Origin of the sequence: Aequorivita sp. H23M31 (assembly GCF_004022485.1) — a bacterium.
Taxonomy (GTDB): domain Bacteria; phylum Bacteroidota; class Bacteroidia; order Flavobacteriales; family Flavobacteriaceae; genus Aequorivita; species Aequorivita ciconiae.
In genome coordinates this window covers 3,129,480-3,150,424 of sequence record NZ_CP034951.1, presented here as the reverse complement: position 1 = coordinate 3,150,424, position 20,945 = coordinate 3,129,480, and the positions used below count along the sequence as shown (strand labels likewise).

Sequence of the window (20,945 nt, the reverse complement as noted above, 5' to 3'; positions counted from 1 at the left end):
ATTATTGGGTTAGGTGAAATATTGCCTTCGGAAAAAAGAAAGGGTTTATTCATTACATTTGAATCAATTCACTTTAATTTCCTCCAAATATTATAAATTTCATTTCTGCTCCATTTTACAAAAAACGTCGACAGCCTATTATGGATAACAATTATTTTAAAAGCCAGGAAAACCTTCAGAAATATGTAGATAAGATCGAAAGGGTTTTTAACACGGATTCCATTATAAATGAAGACATAGATAAAACCAAAGTGCAAAAATATTATCGCGAAAGCAACGCGGCATACAACCTTGTACATTCCAAGGACGGTTCGGTACATATGGCGGTAAATTATGATGGTATTTTCAATGACGAGGGCTATTACCAACAGGTAAAAGAAATAAACGAATATATTAAACCGAATTTCAAGGTCTTGGAATTGGGCTGCGGCAAAGGTTTCAACTCCCATTATTTGGCAAGTTCCAATACTAAATCACAATTTCACGGTATAGATATCTCCAAAACGCATCTAAAATATGCCAAGAAAAGAGCGAAAAATTTAAGGAACCTTCAACCTTCTTATGGTAATTTTCACTCTCTCAATTTTGATGACAATACTTTCGACATAGTTTTTGAATTGGAAAGCGTCTGTCATTCCGATAGTCCTAAAACCGTATTGGATGAAGTCTACCGAGTTTTAAAAACTGGCGGAAAATTTATACTTTATGACGGATTTAGAACGGAAAACTATACCACTTCAACTGCTCTCCAAAAAAAATCGGCTTTACTCGTTGAAAAAACAATGGCCGTAAATACGGGGCATACCATTTTGGAGTGGCTGGAAATTGCAAAAGAATCAGGATTTGAAATAAGTGTAAATGATGACATCTCACTAGCAATCATGCCCAATCTGAAGCGGTTTCATAGATTGGCAAAAAAATATTTCAAATATTATATGATTTCAAAATTTATTATGATTCTCGTTCCGAAAAACCTGATCAAAAATACCATCGCCGGAATTCTTTTGCCATTTTCAATAATGCAAAACCTTCAGAGCTATCAACGTATAGTTTTAACTAAAAAAGGATAATAAAAAGGAAATCCTCGGTACCTAATCCACTGAGATTATCCTGCCTCCCTATTTAATTCTTCAGCTAAAAAATAATAAGACTTTTACTATTTTGTGAGTGCTATTAAGCCATTAATAAATAATAAAAAACATTACAATTAAAAAAATAAGTGCAAAGAAACCTGAAAATAATTTCCTCTACTTAACCTATTTCATTCAAAATGAATTAATTTAGAGTAAGATTTTTGATACCGCACGGGGTACTAACTTACTAATTATGATGAATGAAATCCTATTCGTCGCTTTTCCGCAGAAAATCAGCAGCCCAACTTGCCTTAGACGCTGAATCTTCCTCTCTTAAAAGAACCTTAACCGCCTTCGATCTCACAATGTTGGGAATCGGGGCCATCGTTGGAACCGGTATTTTTGTACTTACGGGTGAGGCCGCAGCGGGCACGAAGGATGCACTCGGCGCAGGACCAGCGATTACAATCAGTTTTATCATCACAGGTCTAGCCTGTGGTTTTGCAGCTTTGTGTTACGCCGAATTCGCCTCAATGATTCCGATATCCGGAAGTGCTTATACCTATGCTTATGCATCATTTGGGGAAATAGTTGCCTGGATTATTGGCTGGGATCTTATTTTGGAGTACGCCATAGGAAATGTAGCTGTAGCCATAGGATGGGCAGGATATTTTAAAAACTTTTTAAATGGACTGGGACTTCATCTGCCGGCGAATTTATCAGCTTCCACAGGAACGGAACTTGTGCTCACCAACGGGGAATGGCAGCCGCTCACGGAAGCACTGAAAACGCAATTAGGAAGCAGTTGGGAGACCTTGCCACACGTTATTTCTTTAATGAATTTGCCCGCATTTGTCATCACTTTTGTGATTACGGTAATGCTGATTATCGGCATAAAAGAATCAGCACGAACTAACTCTTTTTTGGTTTTGATCAAATTGGGTCTTGTAGGGCTATTTCTATATTTCGGATTCCCTCATTTTGATCCCGGAGAAAACTGGCAAAATTTCGCTCCCAATGGATGGAACGGCATTATGACCGGTGCGGCTTTGGTATTTTTTGCATATATCGGTTTTGATGCCGTAAGTACAACTGCAGAAGAAACCAAAAATCCGCAACGGGATCTTCCTATTGGAATGATAGCAGCTTTAATAGTGTGTACCATCTTATATATTGCTGTTTCCGCGGTATTGACAGGAATGGTGCCCTTAAATATTCTTGCCAACGAACGGCCCGTTTCCGCAGCCTTGGAGGCCGTGGGAGAAAACAAAGTGGCCTTTCTTATTTCTCTTGGAATTACACTTACCATGCCCACAGTTTTATTGGTAATGCAGTTAGGTCAAATCCGAATTTTTTACTCTATGAGCCGGGACGGCTTGTTGCCTAAAAAGTTTAGTCGCGTGCATAAAAGATTTAAAACCCCCGCCTACTCCACTATTGCCGTCGGTTTGCTCGTAGGATTTTTAGCAGCTTTTATGGATATAGGTGCCGTTGCCGAATTAACCAACATCGGAACTTTATTTGCTTTTGTCCTTGTAGCAATCGGTGTTTGGATATTAAGAGTCCAACAACCGGAAAGAACGCGGAAATTCAAAGTTCCCGCCTACAAACTTATCTGCTCGGGCGCAATATTAATTTGTAGCTATTTGATGATTTCCTTACCGCTGATTACGTGGTTGCGGTTTATTATATGGATGGTCGTGGGACTGGCAATCTATTTTATTTATAGCAAAAAGCATAGCGAGTTAAATGACTCCAAAGTTCCCCCTCACAATAAAGGGACTAGCGTTAACGACGAAATTCCATTTAATTAAAAGGGAAAGGAAGTTCCAATTAGATAAAAGATAATAACTGAAAAATTACTGCTTCGGCACTTGAGGAAATTCAGGAATATTTCTAAAGGTAATGGGAATTGCATCTTCAGTACCATAGATTTTCAATTCTTTAATATCCGCCGGAAGATTGAATCCCTTATTAAAGAGATCTTCCTTAACTTCTCGTATTATTAGCCCTCGTAAAACGCGAGATGCCCTTCGATAATCTTTCGTATCTACCCAGAAAAACACTTTAAGATTCACTGTACTTGCAGCCAATTCATCTTCTATCACAAAGTTTTCGTGCTCAGCATCACGAACAATTTCGGTATTTTTGTCAAGTATTCTCTGAATTACTTCTTTAGCTTCAGAAATATCGTCTTCATAACCAATTCCCACGGTAAAATCTACTCTGAAAAATCCATCGGCGGTATAATTCTCCACGGGTTTGGTAAGTACATCACTGTTCGGAATATAAATATCCCTTCCGTCAAAGGTTTTTATATGGGAATACCGAAAACTAAGAGCCTTAACTTTTCCGAAGATATGGTCAATTTTTATAGTGTCATTAATATTAAAAGGTCTGTTGAAAGCCAAAATAATTCCAGCCAAGAAATTCTTCCCTATATCCTGAAATGCGAATCCTAAAATTATGGCACCGCCGCCCACGGCTGTCAAGAGACCGGTTGCAATTCCATCAAGGCCCGCTACTCGCAAAGCAATCATTATGGCTATAATGATCAGGATTATTTTAATAGCCTGCGCCAAAAACTTAGCCATTAGAGGGTCCTCCGACTTTTGTTGAAACCTGTGTTTGTAAAAATTTGTAAGTACCTGCGCAATCAGAATTCCTAAAACAATTACGAGAATCCCCAATGCGATTCTTGGCAGCACTTGAAGAAATTCATGATAATAGCGGTTTATCGAGTGCTGAATTGTTTCCGTTGGTGACTGTATAATAGGAAGCATACTTTTTTTATTTTAAAGATAGTTATTCTAAAACCTTAGCATCCATACATCCTCAATGCAATTTGGATTGTGATATTCAGACGATTTTCTTATTACCGAAAAACAATATAAATCTTCCAGCTCTTACTTTTTCACTAAAGTGCTTAGGTGTTGTGACGACCCATTAGGAATCGGAAAGGTCACTCACCAACAACGTCGATCATCCTTTCCATTCGTTATTGGCCCGATCAATATCCGGTACTTGATGACCGGCATCTAAGAGGACTCGCTTTATTTTTGAAGTGGTATTTACATGAAATTTCGCATCTGCGCCATACTTCCAAATATCTACGGGGACAGTAAAATTATGGGTCTTGCCATTGCTTTCTTCAACGCTAACCAAAATAGGCATTACCATTTGACGTTTATTTGTAACCGTAATATCTATACCATTGGTCTCCTTATCCTCTGTATATTCTACTTTTGAAATAGCTTGGTCCAATTGCCAATTGTTGTGGTACCAGCCCTGCCAGAACCAAGTGAGGTCTTCTCCCGATCCGTTGTCCATACTTCGGAAAAAATCCTCAGGTCTCGGATGCTTGTATGCCCAGTTTTTAATGTACTGCCTAAACGCGTAATCGAATTTATCCGGACCCAAAATCACCTCTCGCAAAAGCACCAATCCAAAAGCCGATTTAAAATATGCCAATGGATGTACGAATTTATAATTCTGGTTGTCTGCCGGTGTCATTAAAGTGGGGCCATCTTTGGCATCCTTAATTACCTGAATGATCTCATCAGCAGGATTCCCGCCGTTTGGAGCATATTCCCCATCGCGTTTGGGTGCCAATTCGCCATTGTTGAAATCCGCCTGCGCATAAACATTCATAAACGTATTAAACCCTTCATCCATAAAAGGATTTCGTCTTTCATCCGATCCCACTATCATCGGGAACCACGTGTGCCCAATTTCATGGGAAGCCAGTAAAAACATCATATAAGGTTCCACATCCCAATAATTAAAAGCCAATCCCGGAAACTCCATTCCGCCTACTGACCCAGCGACACTTGAGGCTACGGCATACGGATATTCAAACCATCTCTGGGAATAATTCTCAATTGAATATTTCAGCATTTCGGTGGATCTTGACCACGCTCTTCCGTTTTTAGTAGAGGCAACTGGATAAACGGATTGGGCCAAAGCGGTTTTACCGCTGGGGAGGTTTATCTTGGCCGCATCCCAAATATAATCACTGGACATAGCCCAAGCTACATCTCTTGTGTTTTCCATCTTAAAATGCCAGGTCACATTCCCAGAATTATTTTTTGTGACTGGATTTTTTATTTCTTCGGAACTTCTTATAAAAACTATATTCTCAGATTTTCTGGCTTTATCAAGACGATCCAAGGTTTTACTGTTCAAAATTTCCTTTTCATTCAGCAGTATTCCCGAACCGATTACAATTTGATCTGCGGGAACGGTTATTTGGTAGTCAATAGTGCCGTAATCCAGATACATTTCACCACCACCTATAAATGGCAATGTGTTCCATCCATAATAATCGTCATAAACACACATCCGAGGGTACCAATATGAAAATTCGAATATCTTCCCATTTTCATCATCCATATATCCTGAACGCCAACCGCCTCCCCTGGGCAGCAGCTCATACGAATATTCTATTGCCAACTGAATTTTTCCCTTTGGCTTTACAACGTTTTGTAAACGTATCTGCATTCTTGTTCCATCAACAATAAATGGCACTTCTTTAGTTTTTCCCTCCCTTGTTAGTCGGATTTTAGTAATTCTATATCCTTGTTTTTCATCTGGCTTTCCATTCGGATTTCGTAAAATGTTTCCGCGAGCTTCATTTTTGGTGGTATTTTGGTCCATTTGCAACCAAAGAGCATCCAGATCATCCGGACTGTTATTGGTATAATCGATAGTTACATCTCCACTCAATAAACGGGTTTCTACATTGAATGCAACCTTTACCGTATAATCGGCTTCATTTTGCCAATAATCAGCACTAGGTTTTCCACTTGCGCTACGAAAAGTATTTCCGTTATGCTGATAAAAATCGGGAACGAATATTTTTGAGGGGTCATATTGCGCACTTGTGGATAAAGAGAAGAGAAATAGCGCCAACATCCAAAAAGATTGCTTCATAATAAAAGTTTTAGAATAAGTTTTCCGAAGGTAACTATTCTAATAAAAAATATTTATTTGAATTTCTAAAATTTCGAAGGAATTGTTATGGCTTGCATACACTACAAGCTGTGTACCCCGCAGTTTTGGCATCTGATTTATTGGTTTTAATCTTGCTCTTTTTCAGATGATGGCAAGAACCGCGATGATATTTAGTTCCTGATTTGGTAATGTAAACAACCTCGTTAACGGGATGAATATAGGTGCTATTGGAAAGGATTGAAGGAGGAGCGAAACCGGGAAGAATTCCGAAGGAAAGAAATAGAAATAGGAATAACAGTCTTTTCATAAATTTCATTTCATTATAGCTCAGATAGAAACCAAATATATCGAAAAAACCTTAAAATAATTTTCGATTTCTTAAAAATTCAATGCAATTAATCTGGGAATATTTTCGTGCGAGATATAAAAAACAATTCGACCAATTTCATTAATAGTAGCAAATATGTTTCCGATAAATTTTCCTGGCAAGAAGGTTATGGTGTATTTTCATATTCCCATTCTCATATTGAGACGGGTTATAATTATATTCTAAACCAAGAAAAACATCATTAAAAAAAATTATTCAAGAAAGAATATCTGCACCCCATCAGCACGGGATGTCTATCTTTACAGCCTAGTTTATGAAACATTCCATCGCACACAGTTACAGTTCAAAAACGCATTAACTATAATATAGGTAAATCAAGATACCTTTCAAACAATCCCATAATTCAGAATGAACCAGTCCTACATAGAAGACAGAACATTTAAAAAATTAAACTCAAATAAGAATCCCCTAATTAGAGGTGAATACGAGAACTGTCGATTTGAAGAGTGCGATTTGTCGGAATCGGATCTTTCGAATTCGACGTTTACCGAATGCGAATTTATAGGGTGTAATTTGAGTCTTACCAACATTGCCGGCACGGCGTTTAGAGATGTTAAGTTTAAGGATTGCAAAATGCTCGGCCTTAGGTTCGATAATTGTAACGATTTCGGTCTTAATTTTGGTTTTGAAAACTGCATTCTCACCCATTCATCTTTCTATAAAAAGAAAATAAGAAATACATCATTCTCAAATTCCCAACTTCAAGAAGTGGATTTTGTGGAATGTGATTTAACCAGCGCCATTTTCAAAAACTGTGATTTAACAGGCGCCACTTTCAATTCCACAATTCTCGAAAAAACCGATTTCCGGACCTCCAGAAATTTCTCTATTGACCCAGAAATCAATCGCCTTAAAAACTCAAAATTTGATAGCTCCACATTAGCAGGACTTTTGAGCAAATACAATCTTGTTATCGATCATAAAACTTAGTTTCCTATAAAATGCTAAAGATTTAGCCAGAGAGTTTCTAAATTTCATATCCGCATATATCTAAAAAAACGAACTCAAGGAAGTCCGTAACATTGAGGACGACTACCGAGGAGAAAAAAATGATAAAATTCGGAGATCTTTCTAGAAATTGGATTAATCGTTATTAGATTATCCAACATATAGGATAGGGACGACCGCGCCACCTGAACGAGAATTTTACAACAAGTTGCTTTTTTAAAACTTCAACTTCAAACTACCACAGTTTTCAATAACAAAATTTGGATTATAGGCAGTTTTGGAATTCAAGCCATGAATGAAGAAAAGCGTGGATCTAAAAGAAAAAACTACAAGCATAAAAAGCACTCTTATTTGGTCTCAAGAAGGAAGATGTGATTTAGTGCAGATTTTCATTACAGCCTCCTCGATACTTCGCAAGGCTTCATCATCTCTTAGATTATGCCGTCTTTTAAGCCATTCGATGGTATTGTAACCAATATTAACAATACCGTCCTCATTTTCCCAGACCATAACTTTCATAGGTAAATCAATTGATACGGATTGAATGTTCTGCATTAGCAGGTTCCAATCTCTGGATTACCAAATAAGATAACCTCGGTGGGGCGCAAAGGCAGACCTTTCTTTTTGGCTTCGGCGGCGTGATCAATATGGGCAAAAAGATGCCATCTCTCATTTTCTATCGCTCGGAGAATATTTGTAACTGTTTCCCGTACGGGGAGATCGCTTTTAATTATTTCTATACCATTCATAAACCGAAAATTACAAAAAAACATATTTAAATTCCGATTTTGGATTACTCCAGAGATGCTCGAGAAAAAAAGTTCTTTTATAATATAAAAGGTTTGACCAGCGCAATTTTCACTCAAAAGTCCTATACCGGATAAGAAGGATGTAAAATAGTCCATAGGAAACAAAGCCGATAGCAGTAATTCCCATTAATATTCTACCCACGGTGGAGCTGTCCAAAAAAGAAAATGCATCTTGAATTCCCTTCACTTCATGATTCCCGCTATAAAATCCAGCCCTCAAAAAGAAGTACGCAATAATAAGTACGACGAAAGCTCTGGCGTAAAACCCGAATTGCCCACCAATGCGCAATAAATGTGAACCTTTTTTTCCTTCTAAGTTAAACTGGTCCATCAACCCGCCTCTATAAATACCAATACATAAAAAAACAGACTGGATAAGCAATGCAATGCCGATAATAATGAACAATATGGAAAGCAAGTTTGATCCTATAAAATTCAAATAGGTATGATTATTTTTTGCAGTTCCGGATTTAAAAAGATGATAAAACGCCAGCAGTGATAAGAACGTGTAAACTATGGCAGTTATAAAAATTCCTATCCGCATTAATTTCCACTTCCCGTCCCACCCCATATTTTCCGGATCCCTTATACTTCGGATAAACATCCACAACGAATAACAGAGAAGTCCTACAGCCAATGCTGCAAGCATAAATTGACCAAAAGGTTGTCTTTCCAAAAATAGCAAAGCGCTATTGGTGCCCGAGCTTTGTCCACCAAGATTGAAAGCGGCCAAAAACGAAAGAATTCCTATTACCACATAAACAAATCCTTTGGAGACGAAACCAATAATCGCTATTGTTTGTATCCATTGTTTTATCATCTCCTAAGGTTGATTTTCACTTTAAAAATACAATTTGTTTCCCCAAGTGGAATGTGAAAATTTAAAATCATTACTTATATTGCATTGTGATAATATTAACAAATCGATATTATCATTGCCTGTGTTGCTCGAGCATGTCTGATTGGTCTGGCAAATGCCAAAACTCCAGTTATAACGGACATCCCTGGTGATTTTCATCCAAAAGTATATTCTGATATCCAATTTGAGGGAAACAGAGAGGACAAATCCCTCCGTTTCTACGCACGCATGCTTCCTCATCTTTCGGGGAGGATTTCAGAGGGAATTGATGATATGGAACAATTGCTAATACACGAACATCTCCTTTTTGATTTCACCAAATACCCCGCCCGAAAGGACAACGAAATGCCCAGGCGAAGAAATTTCCAATTAGGAATAACTGCTTCTTTTCTCTTTAAAACACCTTCTTTTCCTTCCCTTATTTGAAGCTCTACCGAATTTCCTACCTATTCTTTTGGGAACGAATCTTTCCAAAGAATCTGCAACCTTGTTTGTATTGAGTCTAAATAAGATTACCTTTGCCGGCGCTGGTAGAATGAAGTACGATTAAGTCGGAAGTACGAAGTGGAAACTTTGAACTTGGAAGCTGAAACTAGGGACTATTCTTCGACTTCGCTTAGTAACCGATGTTAAGTTTGAAGAATCACACTTCGGCTCAGTTCAATAATCGAGTTTAAGTTGAAAGAACCAAAAACAAGAAACTTGAAACTTGAAACTTGAAAACTTGAAACAAAAATCTAAAAGTCTAAAAACAACAATAAATAAATCAACAATGAATAAATTTTTAAAATTCGGTTTTGCCGTCATTCTGTTCAGTGTATTAATATCCTGCGGAAATCCGTCCAAGGAAAAAGAAGTAAATGTTTATACCCATCGTCATTACAAAGCAGATGACGAACTTTTCAAAAAGTTTACGGAAGAAACGGGAATAAAGGTGAATATCGTAAATGCTAGTGCCGACGAGCTGATTCAGCGTCTTGAAACAGAAGGCGAAAACTCCAAAGCTGATATTCTGATTACGGTAGATGCAGGACGTTTATATCGTGCTCAATCCAAAGGGCTGCTCCAACCTATCAGTTCAAAAATATTGGAAACCAATATCGCCCCAAGGTTTCGTGATAAGAATGGCAATTGGTTTGGAATGACTTACCGGGCAAGGATAATCGCCTATTCCAAAGATCGCGTCAATCCAGAAAGTCTAAAGGATTACGAAGACTTGGCAAATCCTGAATGGAAGGATAAGATTGTAATCCGTTCTTCAGAAAACATCTACAACCAATCTCTTTTAGCTTCCATTATTGTGGCCGATGGCGAAGAAAAAGCCAAGGAATGGGCTGCCGGCGTAGTTGAAAATATGGCGCGAAACCCAAAGGGAAGCGACCGTGACCAAGTAAAGGCCGTAGCTTCTGGAGAAGGTGATATCGCCGTGGTTAACACCTATTATATCGGATTGATGCTTAATGACGAAAATGAAGAAGAAAAGAAAGCTGGAGAATCTGTTGGAATTATTTTCCCAAACCAAGAAAATCGTGGAACCCACATCAATATCAGTGGCGCGGGAGTTACCAAATATGCACCTCATAAGGAAAATGCCGTAAAACTACTCGAATTCCTTTCCGGAATAGAAGCACAACAAACATTGGCAAATCTTAATTATGAATACCCTGTCAATCCCGACGCCTCAAAAGCCGCAATCCTAAAAGAGTGGGGTGATTTCAAAGCTGATGAGGTAGAATTAATCAAACTCGGAGAATTGAACAGTGAGGCGGTAAAGATTTTTGATGAAGTTGGGTGGAAATAGAATGAGTTGGTTGGTGGTGAGAGGTGAGAATTGAGAATTTTCAAAAACTCCTCAACGCATGGGCTCAAAACCAAATCCACTTCTCAATTAATGGTTTAATTGAAATTTTACTAATTGAAAAAATCAAAAAAATCCATCTATTGGTGGAATAAATGGACGGCTGGGGCTGTGGTAATACTGTTATTGGTATTAACACCAATCTTCACCATTTTAATTGAGCTTTTTCATAGTCCCGGCGAACATTGGCAGCACATTGTTACCAACCTGCTTCCCACCTATTTCTCGAATTCACTTATTCTACTCTTTGGAGTTGGCATAGGCACTTTCATTTTGGGAGTAAGTATGGCTTGGTTTGTTTCGGTATATGAATTTCCTGGACGTAAATATTTTGAATGGCTACTTATTCTCCCATTAGCATTTCCGTCCTATATGATGGGATATAGCTATGTGGGGATTTTAGAATATACCGGCCCTATTCAGGCATTTCTAAGAAACAATTTCGATATTCAATTTAAGGGTGCTATAATTGATATTATGAATATGCCAGGTGCTATTTTCATTCTTTCAATCAGTCTATTCCCATATGTTTATGTGATATGTCGAGCCTCCTTTATGCGACAATCAAGTGAACTTCAGGAAGCAGCTCTTTTATTGGGAAGCAACCGATGGCGTGTGTTTACCAAAATCGCACTTCCCATGGCAAGACCAGCCGTTGCTGGAGGAATCGCCTTGGTAGGAATGGAAGTGCTCAACGATTATGGAACGGTGAAGTATTTTGGTGTCGACACTTTTACCTCGGGAATTTTCAGGGCTTGGTTCTCCTTTGGGGATATTAATACCGCCATCCATCTTTCCGCAATCTTGACATTGATTGTTTTACTGTTGATTTGGCTGGAAAACTTCCAAAGAGGCAGTCGCAATTGGACCACCCAAAGTGCAAGTTCCCGACCGGCACTGAGGATTGTCCCAAAACATTGGAGCGGTCGATGGCTATATACCGGACTTAGTGCTTTTGTGCTGATGATCAGTTTTATTATGCCGCTGTCCCAACTTTTTTATTGGGTTGCACTCACTTGGCGAAATGTGGTGGATTCGGAATTCGGGATTCTTATACTGCGGAGTTTTTCCCTGGCAATTGGGTCGGCAGTGGCAATAGCAATCTTATCAATATTCCTGTTGTACGCCACTCGGTTGAGTCCGTTGCGATGGACGCGGCACATTGCCCGATCCGCCTCTATGGGATATGCGATTCCCGGAGCGGTTATAGCGGTGGGGGTAATGATCCCGATGATGAAGTTAGATCGGTTTATCTCTTGGGTCACTGCCGATCAGGTAGGAATGATACTTTCGGGAACTTTGTTTATTATGGTAATTGCTTATATTGTCCGATTTATGGCCGTTGGCTATAACGCAATTGACGCAGGATTCCAGAAAACGGGCGCTAGCGTAAACGAGGTGGCGCGATCTTTGGGAGCTTCACCTGTAAGGACTTTGTGGAAAATAGACTTACCTTTGATACGGAATAGTATTGCCGCAGCAATTTTGTTGGCTTTTGTGGATATTTTGAAGGAATTGCCATTAACATTGATTTTAAGACCCTTCAATTTCAACACCTTGGCAACAAAAGCATTTGATATGGCAACCAACGAAATGATAGCCGAATCGGCAAATGCGTCGCTGGTAGTGGTGCTAACGGGAGTGATTCCGATAATAATATTGAATAATGTGATTGGGGGAAAGAGGAGTTGAGGAGTCTAGGAGTCGAGGAGTTGAGGAGTTGAGAAGGTTTCTCTAAGCATATAGACTCATCGACTAAGAAAAAGTTGAGAAGTTGAGGAAATTTTTCTAAACTCATAGACTTATCGACTCATCGACTAAGAAAAAGTTGAGGAGTCGAGGAGTTGAGAAGGTTTCTCTAAGCATATAGACTCATCGACTAAGAAAAAGTTGAGAAGTTGAGAAGTTGAGGAAATTTTTCTAAACTCATAGACTTATCGACTCATCGACTTAAAAGTTGAGGAGTTGAGGAGTTGAGGAGTTGAGGAGTTGAGGAAATTTTTCTAAACTCATCGACCTATCGACTCATCACTAAGAAAAAGTTGAGGAGTCGAGGAGTTGAGGAGTTGAGGAGGTTTCTCTAAGCATATAGACTCATCGACTAAGAAAAAGTTGAGAAGTTGAGAAGTTGAGGAAATTTTTCTAAACTCATAGACTTATCGACTTATCGACTAAGAAAAAGTTGAGGAGTCGAGGAGTTGAGGAGTTGAGGAGTTGAGAAAATTTTTCTAAACTCATCGACCTATCGACTCATCGACTAAGAAAAAGTTGAGGTGTCGAGGAGTTGAGGAAATTTTTCTAAACTCATAGACTTATCGACTCATCGACTTAAAAGTTGAGGAGTTGAGGAGTTGAGGAGTTGAGAAGTTGAGGAGTTGAGAAGTTGAGAAATTTTTTCTAAACTCATAGACTTATCGACTTATCGACTAAGAAAAAGTTGAGGAGTCTAGGAGTCGAGGAGTTGAGGAGTTGAGGAGTTGAGGAAATTTTTCTAAACTCATAGACTTATCGACTCATCGACTAAGAAAAAGTTGAGAAGTTGAGGAAATTTTTCTAAACTTATAGACTTATCGACTCATCGACTTAAAAGTTGAGGAGTTGAGGAGTTGAGGAGTTGAGGAGTTGAGGAGTAAGAAAAATTAATAATTGCAAAAGCCAAATAAAATTATTAAAAGTTATGAAAATCTTCGGTTTTGAAAAATTAAAGGTTTGGCAGAAATCGAGGGAAACTTCACTTAAGATATATAAAGCAACATTAAGTTTTCCTTCCGAAGAAAGATTTGGTTTAACGAGTCAAATGCGAAGGGCGGCAATATCAATTTCATCTAATATCGCCGAAGGAACAGGGAGGCATTCACAAAAAGACCGAGCTCGTTTTACTGAAATAGCTTATGGCTCCGCCTTAGAATTATTAAATCAATGTATTTTGTCAAGAGACTTACAATTTTTAGAAAAGGATGTTTATTTGGAATTACGGAAAGATTTAAGTGAAATTACAGCAATGCTTGATGGATTGTATAAATCACAAATTTTAGTGGAATAGTCTAGGAGTCTAGGAGTTGAGAAGTTGAGAAATTTTTTCTAAACTCATCGACCTATCGACTAAGAAAAAGTTGAGGAGTCGAGGAGTTGAGGAGTTGAGAAGGTTTCTCTAAGCATATAGACTCATCGACATAAAATGAGTGTAAAAATTTTTCTAAACTCATCGACCTATCGACTCATCGACTAAGAAAAAGTTGAGGAGTTGAGAAGTTGAGAAATTTTTTCTAAACTCATAGACTTATCGACTCATCGACTTAAAAGTTGAGGAGTTGAAAAGTTGAGAAATTTTTTCTAAACTCATCGACTAAGAAAAAGTTGAGGAGTCTAGGAGTCGAGGAGTTGAGGAGTTGAGAAGGTTTCTCTAAGCATATAGACTCATCGACATAAAATGAGTGTAAAAATTTTTCTAAACTCATCGACCTATCGACTCATTGACTAAGAAAAAGTTGAGGAGTCGAGGAGTTGAGGAGTTGAGGAGTTGAGAAATTTTTCTAAACTCATCGACCTATCGACTCATCGACTAAGAAAAAGTTGAGGAGTTGAGAAGTTGAGAAATTTTTCTAAACTCATAGACTTATCGACTCATCGACTTAAAAGTTGAGGAGTTGAGAAGTTGAGAGATTTTCTAAACTCATAGACTTATCGACTCATCGACTAAGAAAAAGTTGAGGAGTCGAGGAGTTGAGGAGTTGAGAAGGTTTCTCTAAGCATATAGACTCATCGACATAAAATGAGTGTAAAAATTTTTCTAAACTCATAGACCTATCGACTCATCGACTAAGAAAAAGTTGAGGAGTCTAGGAGTTGAGGAGTTGAGGAGTTGAGAAGTTGAGAAATTTTTTCTAAACTCATAGACTTATCGACTCATCGACTTAAAAGTTGAGGAGTTGAGAGATTTTCTAAACTAATAGACTCATCGACTCATCGACAAAAAGAAGTTGAGGAGTCTAGGAGTCGAGGAGTTGAGGAGTTGAGAAGGTTTCTCTAAGCATATAGACTCATCGACTAAGAAAAAGTTAAGGAGTTGAAAAGTTGAGAAATTTTTTCTAAACCCATCGACCTATCGACTCATTGACTAAGAAAAAGTTGAGAAGTTGAGGAGTTGAGGAGTTGAGTTAAAATGGTGAGGAAATGAAAAACTTTCTAAACTAATAGACTAATCGACTCATCGACTTAAAAGTTTAGGAGTTGAGGAGTCTAGGAGTCGAGGAGTTGAGGAGTTGAGGAGTTGAGGAGTTGAGGAGTTGAGGAGTTGAGAAGTTGAGGAAATTTTTCTAAACTCATAGACCTATCGACTCATCGACTAAGAAAAATTTGAGGAGTTGAGAAGTTGAGAAATTTTTTCTAAACTTATAGACTCATCGACTCATCGACTTAAAAGTTGAGGAGTTGAGAGATTTTCTAAACTAATAGACTCATCGACTCATCGACTAAGAAAAAGTTGAGGAAATTTTTCTAAACTCATAGACCTATCGACTAATTTGATTTAAATAAAATACAAGATGTCAATTATAACATTAAACAACATAAGCAAGAAGTACCGAAGTGCGGATAAGTACGCCGTAGATGGGGTTTCCTTTTCTTTGGAAAAAGGGGAAATCCTTGCGCTGGTTGGTGAAAGCGGTTCTGGGAAAACTACTCTGTTGCGTTTGATTGCGGGACTCGAACATCCAGATGGTGGCGAGATAACATTAAATAATGAAATTATTGTCAGTGGAAGAAAATCCCTGCCTACCAACAAACGGAAAACAGGTATGGTCTTTCAGGATTATGCCCTATTTCCACACCTTACCATTTTTGAAAATGTTGCTTTTGGTCTAAAAGGTTTAAAGAAAAAAGAAGCCGAAAAACGCGTTTACGAAACCATCGAACTCACGGGCCTTAAAGAGGATGTAAAAAAATATCCGCATCAACTTTCGGGAGGTCAGCAACAACGGGTGGCACTTGCTAGAGCTTTGGCACCTCGACCCGAATTGCTTTTGATGGACGAACCATTTAGTAATCTCGACACCATTCTGCGCGATCAGGTGCGCGAGGAAGTCCGACAGATTATCAAAGCCATGGGAATCACAGCCATTCTGGTAACCCACGACACCAAGGATGCCTTTTCCACCGCAGATAAGATTGCCGTGATGCTCAACGGAAAGTTGTTGCAGATTGACACGCCCGACACTTTATACAACGATCCCAGCTCTTCCTACGTAGCCGAACTCTTCGGGAAATCAAATAATCTGGAAGCCACTGTTGAGGACGGCGGATTCAACACTCCATTTGGTTTTGTCTCCAAACTCGCAGACTGCCCCTTCGCCACCGACAGCGAAAACTGTAAGGTAAAACTCTTTTTCCGGGCGGAGGAAACCGATTTTTGCAACGCCGAGGAACCGCACTTATGTGGTATGGTCGAGCAATGTACTTATCTGGGAGATCATATGCAGCTAAAGGTCTGCTGTAATCGCTGCACAGCTTGTGAAAAGGGCTCCACGGAAAGAAACCTCCTCGAAAACCAAAGTATACTTCTCAAAACCACCGTCCAAACCTGGAAACCCGGTGATATCGTTCGGTTCAAATTGAAGAACTTTAAGGTCAAGGAGCCGGAGGCACAATAATTACCTTAATTTTTTTAGTATTTTAATATTCCAGGGCGTGCTCTTTTGTACAGCCCGTTCCCCCTTTCGCCAGAAATATTCGTCGGAACAAAGGGTCGGGCCACCGCTACAAGTCCTCACCTAATATTACGGGGAACGAAGCAATCCCTCCCACTACAAATGCAGAGAATTCAAGTTTTCAAGTAAAATATTATCGATGAGTGATCCCACGTGCATAAAACTAAATAACTCTACTACGCTAAAAGACAAAGAGGGGAAAATGGAATTTTTCCATCTACATCATACCGCAAAATCCTTTTCCGATTAAATTTAAAATAATAGATGTAACATTTTGCAACAAGTGTATCTAAAGGCAAAACAAAACCTTTAGATATGAAAACATCGACTTTACTTTTTAGTTTATTTCTTTCTTTCATTTTTATAACAGCTCAGAGCCAGAACAGTTTTGAGGTTACAAAGACCGGTAAGGGACAGCCCATTTTATTATTTCCCGGATTTGCCTGTACTGCAGACGTCTTTGATGATCTCATTCCAGAACTTCAAAAAAACTATGAAGTGCACGCTTTTACGTATGCCGGCTTTGGAGACGTTCCTTCTATTTCGTTTCCTTGGCTGCCCCAAATAAAAGAAGAGATAGTACAATATGTCATCCAACAACATCTAAAAGATCCCATCATCATTGGGCACAGCATGGGTGGAACTTTGGGATTATGGTTGACAGCGAATAGTGATAAATATTCCCACCTCATTGTTGTCGATGCACTTCCTGCAATGGGTGCCCTAATGATTCCTGATTTCAATCCAGACGCACTGCAATACGACAATCTCCATAGTCAACAAATTTTAGCGATGGACGAACCGGCATTTGCAGATATGGCCGATCAATCGGCGGCCTTTATGACCAGCAATCTTCAGAAACAGAAAGTGATATCCAATTGGATAAAAACCAGTGACCGACAGACCTATGTCAATGGTTATACCGATCTTCTAAAACTGGATTTGCGTGATTCCCTAAAAAAAATTAGAACTCCCGTGACTATTTTAGCGGCAACCCAACCTTATGGAAAAGAGCAGGCGGAAATAACTTATAAAAAGCAATATAAAAACCTAAAGCAGTATAAACTTATTTTTGCTGAAGGATCGGGACATTTTATCATGTTTGATCGACCAGACTGGTTAAAGGAACAAATCAATACCGTAATGAAGGAAAATGAGTAAAGAAAAAGACTTTCAAAAAATCTATGAGACCAATTATCAGCCGGTCATGAGTCTTTGTTTAGGGTATGTAAAAGGAAACACCTTTCTGGCAAAAGATCTGGTTCAAGAAGTTTTTGTAAAAGTATGGCAACATCTCCCGCACTTTCGCGGACAGGCAAAACTTTCCACCTGGATTTACAGGATCACAGTAAACACCTGCCTACAGGAATTGCGAAAGAAAAAATACGTAGACCTAAAAATGGACATCGCCAATGAAAGTAGTCCCAACATAAGTGAAACCGAAAAGCAGTTTCAACAAATGTACAATTGTATTAATGCCTTACCGCCAGAAAATAAAACCATAATCCTTTTGGAACTGGACAACGTACCCCAACAAGAAATAGCGGTGATTATTGGTATAAGTCACGCCGCTGTACGAACAAGATTACATAGAATAAAAGAACAACTAACAAAATGTGTGAATCATGAGCAATTTTGATATTATAAAACAAGAGTGGGCTACTCGCAAAACCCCAGCGACATCGGAAAAGGAATGGAAAGATATTTTGGATAAATCCAAGAACATCCATAAAAAGCAGCAAATCGGTCAAGTAGTCCTGGGAATTACCGCTCTGGTATTAATTCTGTTTTTCATTTATGTCTCAGCCTATAAATTCGCCACCGTGTTTTTGGGATTGGGAATAATGATCGGCAGTCTTTTATTGCGCATTGGGATTGAATTTTTCGCTATGGTCAAGAAATCCTACTTACCCGTGGATGAAGACATGAAAATGTATAACGGCAAACTTATTAAATATTACCGGCAACGAAAGGTTACACATTTTATAGTTACCCCAATTTTATTCGGAAGTTATATTGTAGGATTTATTCTATTACTGCCTTCCTTTAAGGAATCGTTGTCTTCCGGATTCTACACTTACATTCTCATCTCCTCGTGTTTCATATTTATGGCCTTGGCCCTTCTTATCGGAACCCAGATAAAAAAGGAGCTTTCACTTTTACGGGAACTTAAGAGGGGATCACTAGAGCAAAACTCGGAAAATCAATAGTTTGCGGGATGTTTTATTAGCCACCCCTTTGGTATCTCAATCCGCTTCCTTTTAGTTGATTACATCAAAGGCCAAATATGCAGGCAACTTTGCGACCCTATTTCTAAAAACCTTTTAAATAAGCATATATTTTAGTATGTACGGATAATAATTTGGGCGTGCCCTTTTGTGAATTCCATTTTCGATTTCAACACAAATATTCTTCTGCACAAAAGGTCGGGCTATCCGCTACAAGTCCTCGCCCTAATATTGTGAGGAACGACGCAATATTATATAGGTTAGGGCTGCGGGCTTTCCACTATTATCCCTCACGCGAGGAAGAAACAAAACAATCTCGCGTAGAAATTTGAATAAGATTCTTTTAAAATAAACCTACCAAAAATTAAGGAAAATATTCAAAAGTTTCAAAATCCTGAACTTTCAAAGACTATGATATTACCCAATTTCTTATTATTTTAGTTCGTATTAAATCAATTAGTTGTTCATTCTAAAACTATGTGCAATGGAAAGAATAGAACCCAATTCCTGTGAAGTATGCGGGCAAAATCCCGAAGTACCCAAAATTGATTGGCATTATATAGCATCAGAAATTCGGAGTGTGTTTATGCTCGAAAAAGGATTTTTGTACACCGTAATCCAACTTCTTTTAAAGCCAGGCAAAGCAATTAAAACATATATTCAAACAGATAGAAGACGATTGATGAAACCCATCGTTTTTGTGATTTTAGCTTCTTTAATCTATTCCCTTATAGACTATTATTTTCCATTTCAAGCCAAATATATGAACCATAATGGGGAGGTGCAGAATTACACAACATCCATTGCTAAATGGATTACAGAGAACTACGGGTATAGCAATTTAATCATGAGCATATTTATAGCTGGTTGGCTAAAACTCTTTTTCCGAAAACATCCCTTTAGTATTTTCGAAATGGCTGTATTACTCTGTTACGTAATGGGAATGGTAATGCTATTGTTTGCCATTTTTGGTTTTTTTGAGCATACCTCAAACACTAATCTCGTTACCATAGGGTCCATGGTAGGTTTTATCTATGCCGTCCGAGCCATAGGCCAGGTTTTTGGTAATAAGTGGTTTCATTATGCCAAAGGTGGACTTGCTTATATCTTCGGTTCGATTTCCTTTACTATAATATTTTTGATTCTGGGAATAGTTCTGGATGCCACATTAGGAAACAAAGCAGTTTAAAGTGGTTTATTAATCCGTCGAATTGAAAGTCGGGAAAATCAGGGAATAAATAATGTCTGCTATGTATCTTTAAGGACAATAGAGGAGATAATATTGATGAAAATCTCCTAAATCTAAGAGTAGCAATTATTTTTAAATTGAAAATCTATGCCAGAACTACCCGAAATAGCCCATGTCAAAAAATTTGCCGACGAGGCCCTGCTCCATAAAAAAGTAATGAAACTAAGCTTCGGAGCCGCAAAACCCCTACAGGAAACCCAGAAAAAGTTTACGGACACTTTTAAGGACCAAACGTTTACAGAAACCCAACAATTGGGAAAATATCTCTTTATAAATAGTGACGCCAAAAAGTGGTTGGTACTGCATTTTGGGATGAGCGGCAAGCTTGACTTTTCTGCGCTGGAGGAACTTCCCAAACACGCCATCATCACCTTCCATTTTAAGGACGACACCCACTTTTCTTTCGTCTGCCCGCGCAAGTTTGGAAAAGTGTGGATAGCCGACAGCGTAGAGGATTTCCAAAAAGAACACAACCTTGGTCCCCACGCCCTTTCCATTTCCAAGAAAGATTTTATGGCAATGATGGAAAAACAAACCGCGGGCGCAAAAAGTGTTTTAATGGATCAGCACAACATCGCAGGCATCGGAAATGTATACACAGATGAAATCCTCTTCCAAAGCCATATTCATCCCAAGACCAAAATTTCCAATCTTCCAAAAAAGGAACTCAACTCCATCTACAGCAATATTTCAAAAGTGCTCAAGAAGGCCACGCAAATAATTGAAAAAGGTGAGAAAGCCCCAGACAGTTGGCTAAAATCGCATAGAAATGAAGGCGATGATTGTCCGGGATGCAAGGGAAAAGTGAAAAAGATTCAGGTGGGTGGACGGAGTACATATTTTTGTGAGGGGTGTCAGGAGGAGGTGTAATGGAT

The 20,945-nt window shown here is 38.6% G+C and carries 18 protein-coding genes and 2 pseudogenes; 14 read left to right on the top strand and 6 right to left on the bottom strand.

Features of this window, described 5'->3' with window-relative positions:
- The first annotated feature begins 140 nt into the window (after nucleotides 1-140).
- The gene (locus tag EI546_RS13790) at nucleotides 141-1,070 is read left to right on the top strand and encodes a class I SAM-dependent methyltransferase (protein ID WP_128251090.1); all 930 of its coding nucleotides are present in this window, start codon (nucleotides 141-143) and stop codon (nucleotides 1,068-1,070) included.
- 263 nt (nucleotides 1,071-1,333) lie between these two features.
- Nucleotides 1,334-2,887 carry an amino acid permease gene (locus EI546_RS13785; RefSeq protein ID WP_128251089.1) on the top strand — a complete coding sequence of 518 codons (1,554 nt, stop codon included), beginning with the start codon at nucleotides 1,334-1,336 and terminating at the stop codon, nucleotides 2,885-2,887.
- 45 nt (nucleotides 2,888-2,932) lie between these two features.
- Here EI546_RS13785 and EI546_RS13780 read toward each other — a convergent pair whose 3' ends face one another.
- From EI546_RS13780 to EI546_RS13770, 3 genes are all read right to left on the bottom strand, one after another.
- The gene (locus EI546_RS13780; protein WP_128251088.1) at nucleotides 2,933-3,856 is read right to left on the bottom strand and encodes a mechanosensitive ion channel family protein; all 924 of its coding nucleotides are present in this window, start codon (nucleotides 3,854-3,856) and stop codon (nucleotides 2,933-2,935) included.
- A 199-nt stretch (nucleotides 3,857-4,055) separates the two neighbouring features.
- The gene (locus EI546_RS13775) at nucleotides 4,056-6,005 is read right to left on the bottom strand and encodes a M1 family metallopeptidase (protein ID WP_128251087.1); all 1,950 of its coding nucleotides are present in this window, start codon (nucleotides 6,003-6,005) and stop codon (nucleotides 4,056-4,058) included.
- Between the two features lie 85 nt (nucleotides 6,006-6,090).
- Nucleotides 6,091-6,333, bottom strand: a complete 243-nt coding sequence (locus EI546_RS13770) for a hypothetical protein (protein ID WP_128251086.1) — start codon at nucleotides 6,331-6,333, stop codon at nucleotides 6,091-6,093.
- 107 nt (nucleotides 6,334-6,440) lie between these two features.
- Between EI546_RS13770 and EI546_RS16785 the strand changes: the two are divergent.
- From EI546_RS16785 to EI546_RS13760, 3 genes and pseudogenes are all read left to right on the top strand, one after another.
- A pseudogene (locus EI546_RS16785) lies at nucleotides 6,441-6,596 on the top strand (IS200/IS605 family transposase); the annotation flags it as partial.
- A 166-nt stretch (nucleotides 6,597-6,762) separates the two neighbouring features.
- Nucleotides 6,763-6,897, top strand: a pseudogene (locus tag EI546_RS16805) (pentapeptide repeat-containing protein); the annotation flags it as partial.
- A 30-nt stretch (nucleotides 6,898-6,927) separates the two neighbouring features.
- On the top strand, nucleotides 6,928-7,344 hold the full coding sequence (locus EI546_RS13760) for a pentapeptide repeat-containing protein (protein ID WP_458410626.1): 417 nt from the start codon (nucleotides 6,928-6,930) through the stop codon (nucleotides 7,342-7,344).
- 375 nt (nucleotides 7,345-7,719) lie between these two features.
- On the opposite strand, the gene EI546_RS13755 is transcribed toward EI546_RS13760, so the two are convergent.
- The 3 genes from EI546_RS13755 to EI546_RS13745 all read right to left on the bottom strand — a co-directional run bounded on the left by EI546_RS13755 (nucleotide 7,720) and on the right by EI546_RS13745 (nucleotide 8,991).
- Nucleotides 7,720-7,917 carry a DUF302 domain-containing protein gene (locus EI546_RS13755; protein WP_128251084.1) on the bottom strand — a complete coding sequence of 66 codons (198 nt, stop codon included), beginning with the start codon at nucleotides 7,915-7,917 and terminating at the stop codon, nucleotides 7,720-7,722.
- A complete protein-coding gene (locus tag EI546_RS13750) occupies nucleotides 7,917-8,111 on the bottom strand; it encodes a DUF302 domain-containing protein (RefSeq protein ID WP_128251083.1) in 195 nt (64 codons plus the stop codon). Before EI546_RS13750 ends, EI546_RS13755 begins: the two co-directional genes overlap by 1 nt.
- A gap of 109 nt (nucleotides 8,112-8,220) precedes the next feature.
- Nucleotides 8,221-8,991 carry a DUF1206 domain-containing protein gene (locus EI546_RS13745; protein WP_128251082.1) on the bottom strand — a complete coding sequence of 257 codons (771 nt, stop codon included), beginning with the start codon at nucleotides 8,989-8,991 and terminating at the stop codon, nucleotides 8,221-8,223.
- An 811-nt stretch (nucleotides 8,992-9,802) separates the two neighbouring features.
- Between EI546_RS13745 and EI546_RS13740 the strand changes: the two genes are divergently transcribed.
- The 9 genes from EI546_RS13740 (at nucleotide 9,803) to EI546_RS13700 (ending at nucleotide 20,940) form a co-directional block, all read left to right on the top strand.
- Entirely contained in the window at nucleotides 9,803-10,831 is a 1,029-nt protein-coding gene (locus EI546_RS13740; protein WP_128251081.1) for a Fe(3+) ABC transporter substrate-binding protein, read from the top strand.
- A 114-nt stretch (nucleotides 10,832-10,945) separates the two neighbouring features.
- Nucleotides 10,946-12,580, top strand: coding sequence for an ABC transporter permease (locus EI546_RS13735; RefSeq protein ID WP_128251080.1), 1,635 nt, complete (start codon nucleotides 10,946-10,948; stop codon nucleotides 12,578-12,580).
- A gap of 985 nt (nucleotides 12,581-13,565) precedes the next feature.
- The gene (locus EI546_RS13730) at nucleotides 13,566-13,931 is read left to right on the top strand and encodes a four helix bundle protein (protein ID WP_128251079.1); all 366 of its coding nucleotides are present in this window, start codon (nucleotides 13,566-13,568) and stop codon (nucleotides 13,929-13,931) included.
- A gap of 1,501 nt (nucleotides 13,932-15,432) precedes the next feature.
- Nucleotides 15,433-16,536 carry an ABC transporter ATP-binding protein gene (locus EI546_RS13725; RefSeq protein ID WP_128251078.1) on the top strand — a complete coding sequence of 368 codons (1,104 nt, stop codon included), beginning with the start codon at nucleotides 15,433-15,435 and terminating at the stop codon, nucleotides 16,534-16,536.
- A gap of 372 nt (nucleotides 16,537-16,908) precedes the next feature.
- Entirely contained in the window at nucleotides 16,909-17,754 is an 846-nt protein-coding gene (locus EI546_RS13720) for an alpha/beta fold hydrolase (protein WP_128251077.1), read from the top strand.
- Nucleotides 17,747-18,232, top strand: a complete 486-nt coding sequence (locus EI546_RS13715) for an RNA polymerase sigma factor (protein ID WP_128251076.1) — start codon at nucleotides 17,747-17,749, stop codon at nucleotides 18,230-18,232. Before EI546_RS13720 ends, EI546_RS13715 begins: the two co-directional genes overlap by 8 nt.
- On the top strand, nucleotides 18,219-18,803 hold the full coding sequence (locus tag EI546_RS13710; protein WP_128251075.1) for a hypothetical protein: 585 nt from the start codon (nucleotides 18,219-18,221) through the stop codon (nucleotides 18,801-18,803). Before EI546_RS13715 ends, EI546_RS13710 begins: the two co-directional genes overlap by 14 nt.
- A 502-nt stretch (nucleotides 18,804-19,305) precedes the next feature.
- Nucleotides 19,306-20,010 (top strand): DUF3667 domain-containing protein, encoded by a 705-nt coding sequence (locus EI546_RS13705; protein WP_128251074.1) that lies wholly within the window; start codon nucleotides 19,306-19,308, stop codon nucleotides 20,008-20,010.
- 147 nt (nucleotides 20,011-20,157) lie between these two features.
- A complete protein-coding gene (locus tag EI546_RS13700; RefSeq protein WP_128251073.1) occupies nucleotides 20,158-20,940 on the top strand; it encodes an Fpg/Nei family DNA glycosylase in 783 nt (260 codons plus the stop codon).
- The last annotated feature ends 5 nt before the right edge of the window (nucleotides 20,941-20,945 follow it).

Bases quoted from the DNA above. Each gene is read 5' to 3' on its own strand.
- EI546_RS13755 (WP_128251084.1), bottom strand. From the start codon at position 7,917: ATGCAGAACATTCAATCCGTATCAATTGATTTACCTATGAAAGTTATG.
- EI546_RS13790 (WP_128251090.1), top strand. From the start codon at position 141: ATGGATAACAATTATTTTAAAAGCCAGGAAAACCTTCAGAAATATGTA.
- EI546_RS13710 (WP_128251075.1), top strand. From the start codon at position 18,219: ATGAGCAATTTTGATATTATAAAACAAGAGTGGGCTACTCGCAAAACC.
- EI546_RS13785 (WP_128251089.1), top strand. From the start codon at position 1,334: ATGAAATCCTATTCGTCGCTTTTCCGCAGAAAATCAGCAGCCCAACTT.
- EI546_RS13775 (WP_128251087.1), bottom strand. From the start codon at position 6,005: ATGAAGCAATCTTTTTGGATGTTGGCGCTATTTCTCTTCTCTTTATCC.
- EI546_RS13780 (WP_128251088.1), bottom strand. From the start codon at position 3,856: ATGCTTCCTATTATACAGTCACCAACGGAAACAATTCAGCACTCGATA.
- EI546_RS13770 (WP_128251086.1), bottom strand. From the start codon at position 6,333: ATGAAAAGACTGTTATTCCTATTTCTATTTCTTTCCTTCGGAATTCTT.
- EI546_RS13700 (WP_128251073.1), top strand. From the start codon at position 20,158: ATGCCAGAACTACCCGAAATAGCCCATGTCAAAAAATTTGCCGACGAG.
- EI546_RS13715 (WP_128251076.1), top strand. From the start codon at position 17,747: ATGAGTAAAGAAAAAGACTTTCAAAAAATCTATGAGACCAATTATCAG.
- EI546_RS13740 (WP_128251081.1), top strand. From the start codon at position 9,803: ATGAATAAATTTTTAAAATTCGGTTTTGCCGTCATTCTGTTCAGTGTA.
- EI546_RS13750 (WP_128251083.1), bottom strand. From the start codon at position 8,111: ATGAATGGTATAGAAATAATTAAAAGCGATCTCCCCGTACGGGAAACA.
- EI546_RS13725 (WP_128251078.1), top strand. From the start codon at position 15,433: ATGTCAATTATAACATTAAACAACATAAGCAAGAAGTACCGAAGTGCG.
- EI546_RS13730 (WP_128251079.1), top strand. From the start codon at position 13,566: ATGAAAATCTTCGGTTTTGAAAAATTAAAGGTTTGGCAGAAATCGAGG.
- EI546_RS13745 (WP_128251082.1), bottom strand. From the start codon at position 8,991: ATGATAAAACAATGGATACAAACAATAGCGATTATTGGTTTCGTCTCC.
- EI546_RS13720 (WP_128251077.1), top strand. From the start codon at position 16,909: ATGAAAACATCGACTTTACTTTTTAGTTTATTTCTTTCTTTCATTTTT.
- EI546_RS13705 (WP_128251074.1), top strand. From the start codon at position 19,306: ATGGAAAGAATAGAACCCAATTCCTGTGAAGTATGCGGGCAAAATCCC.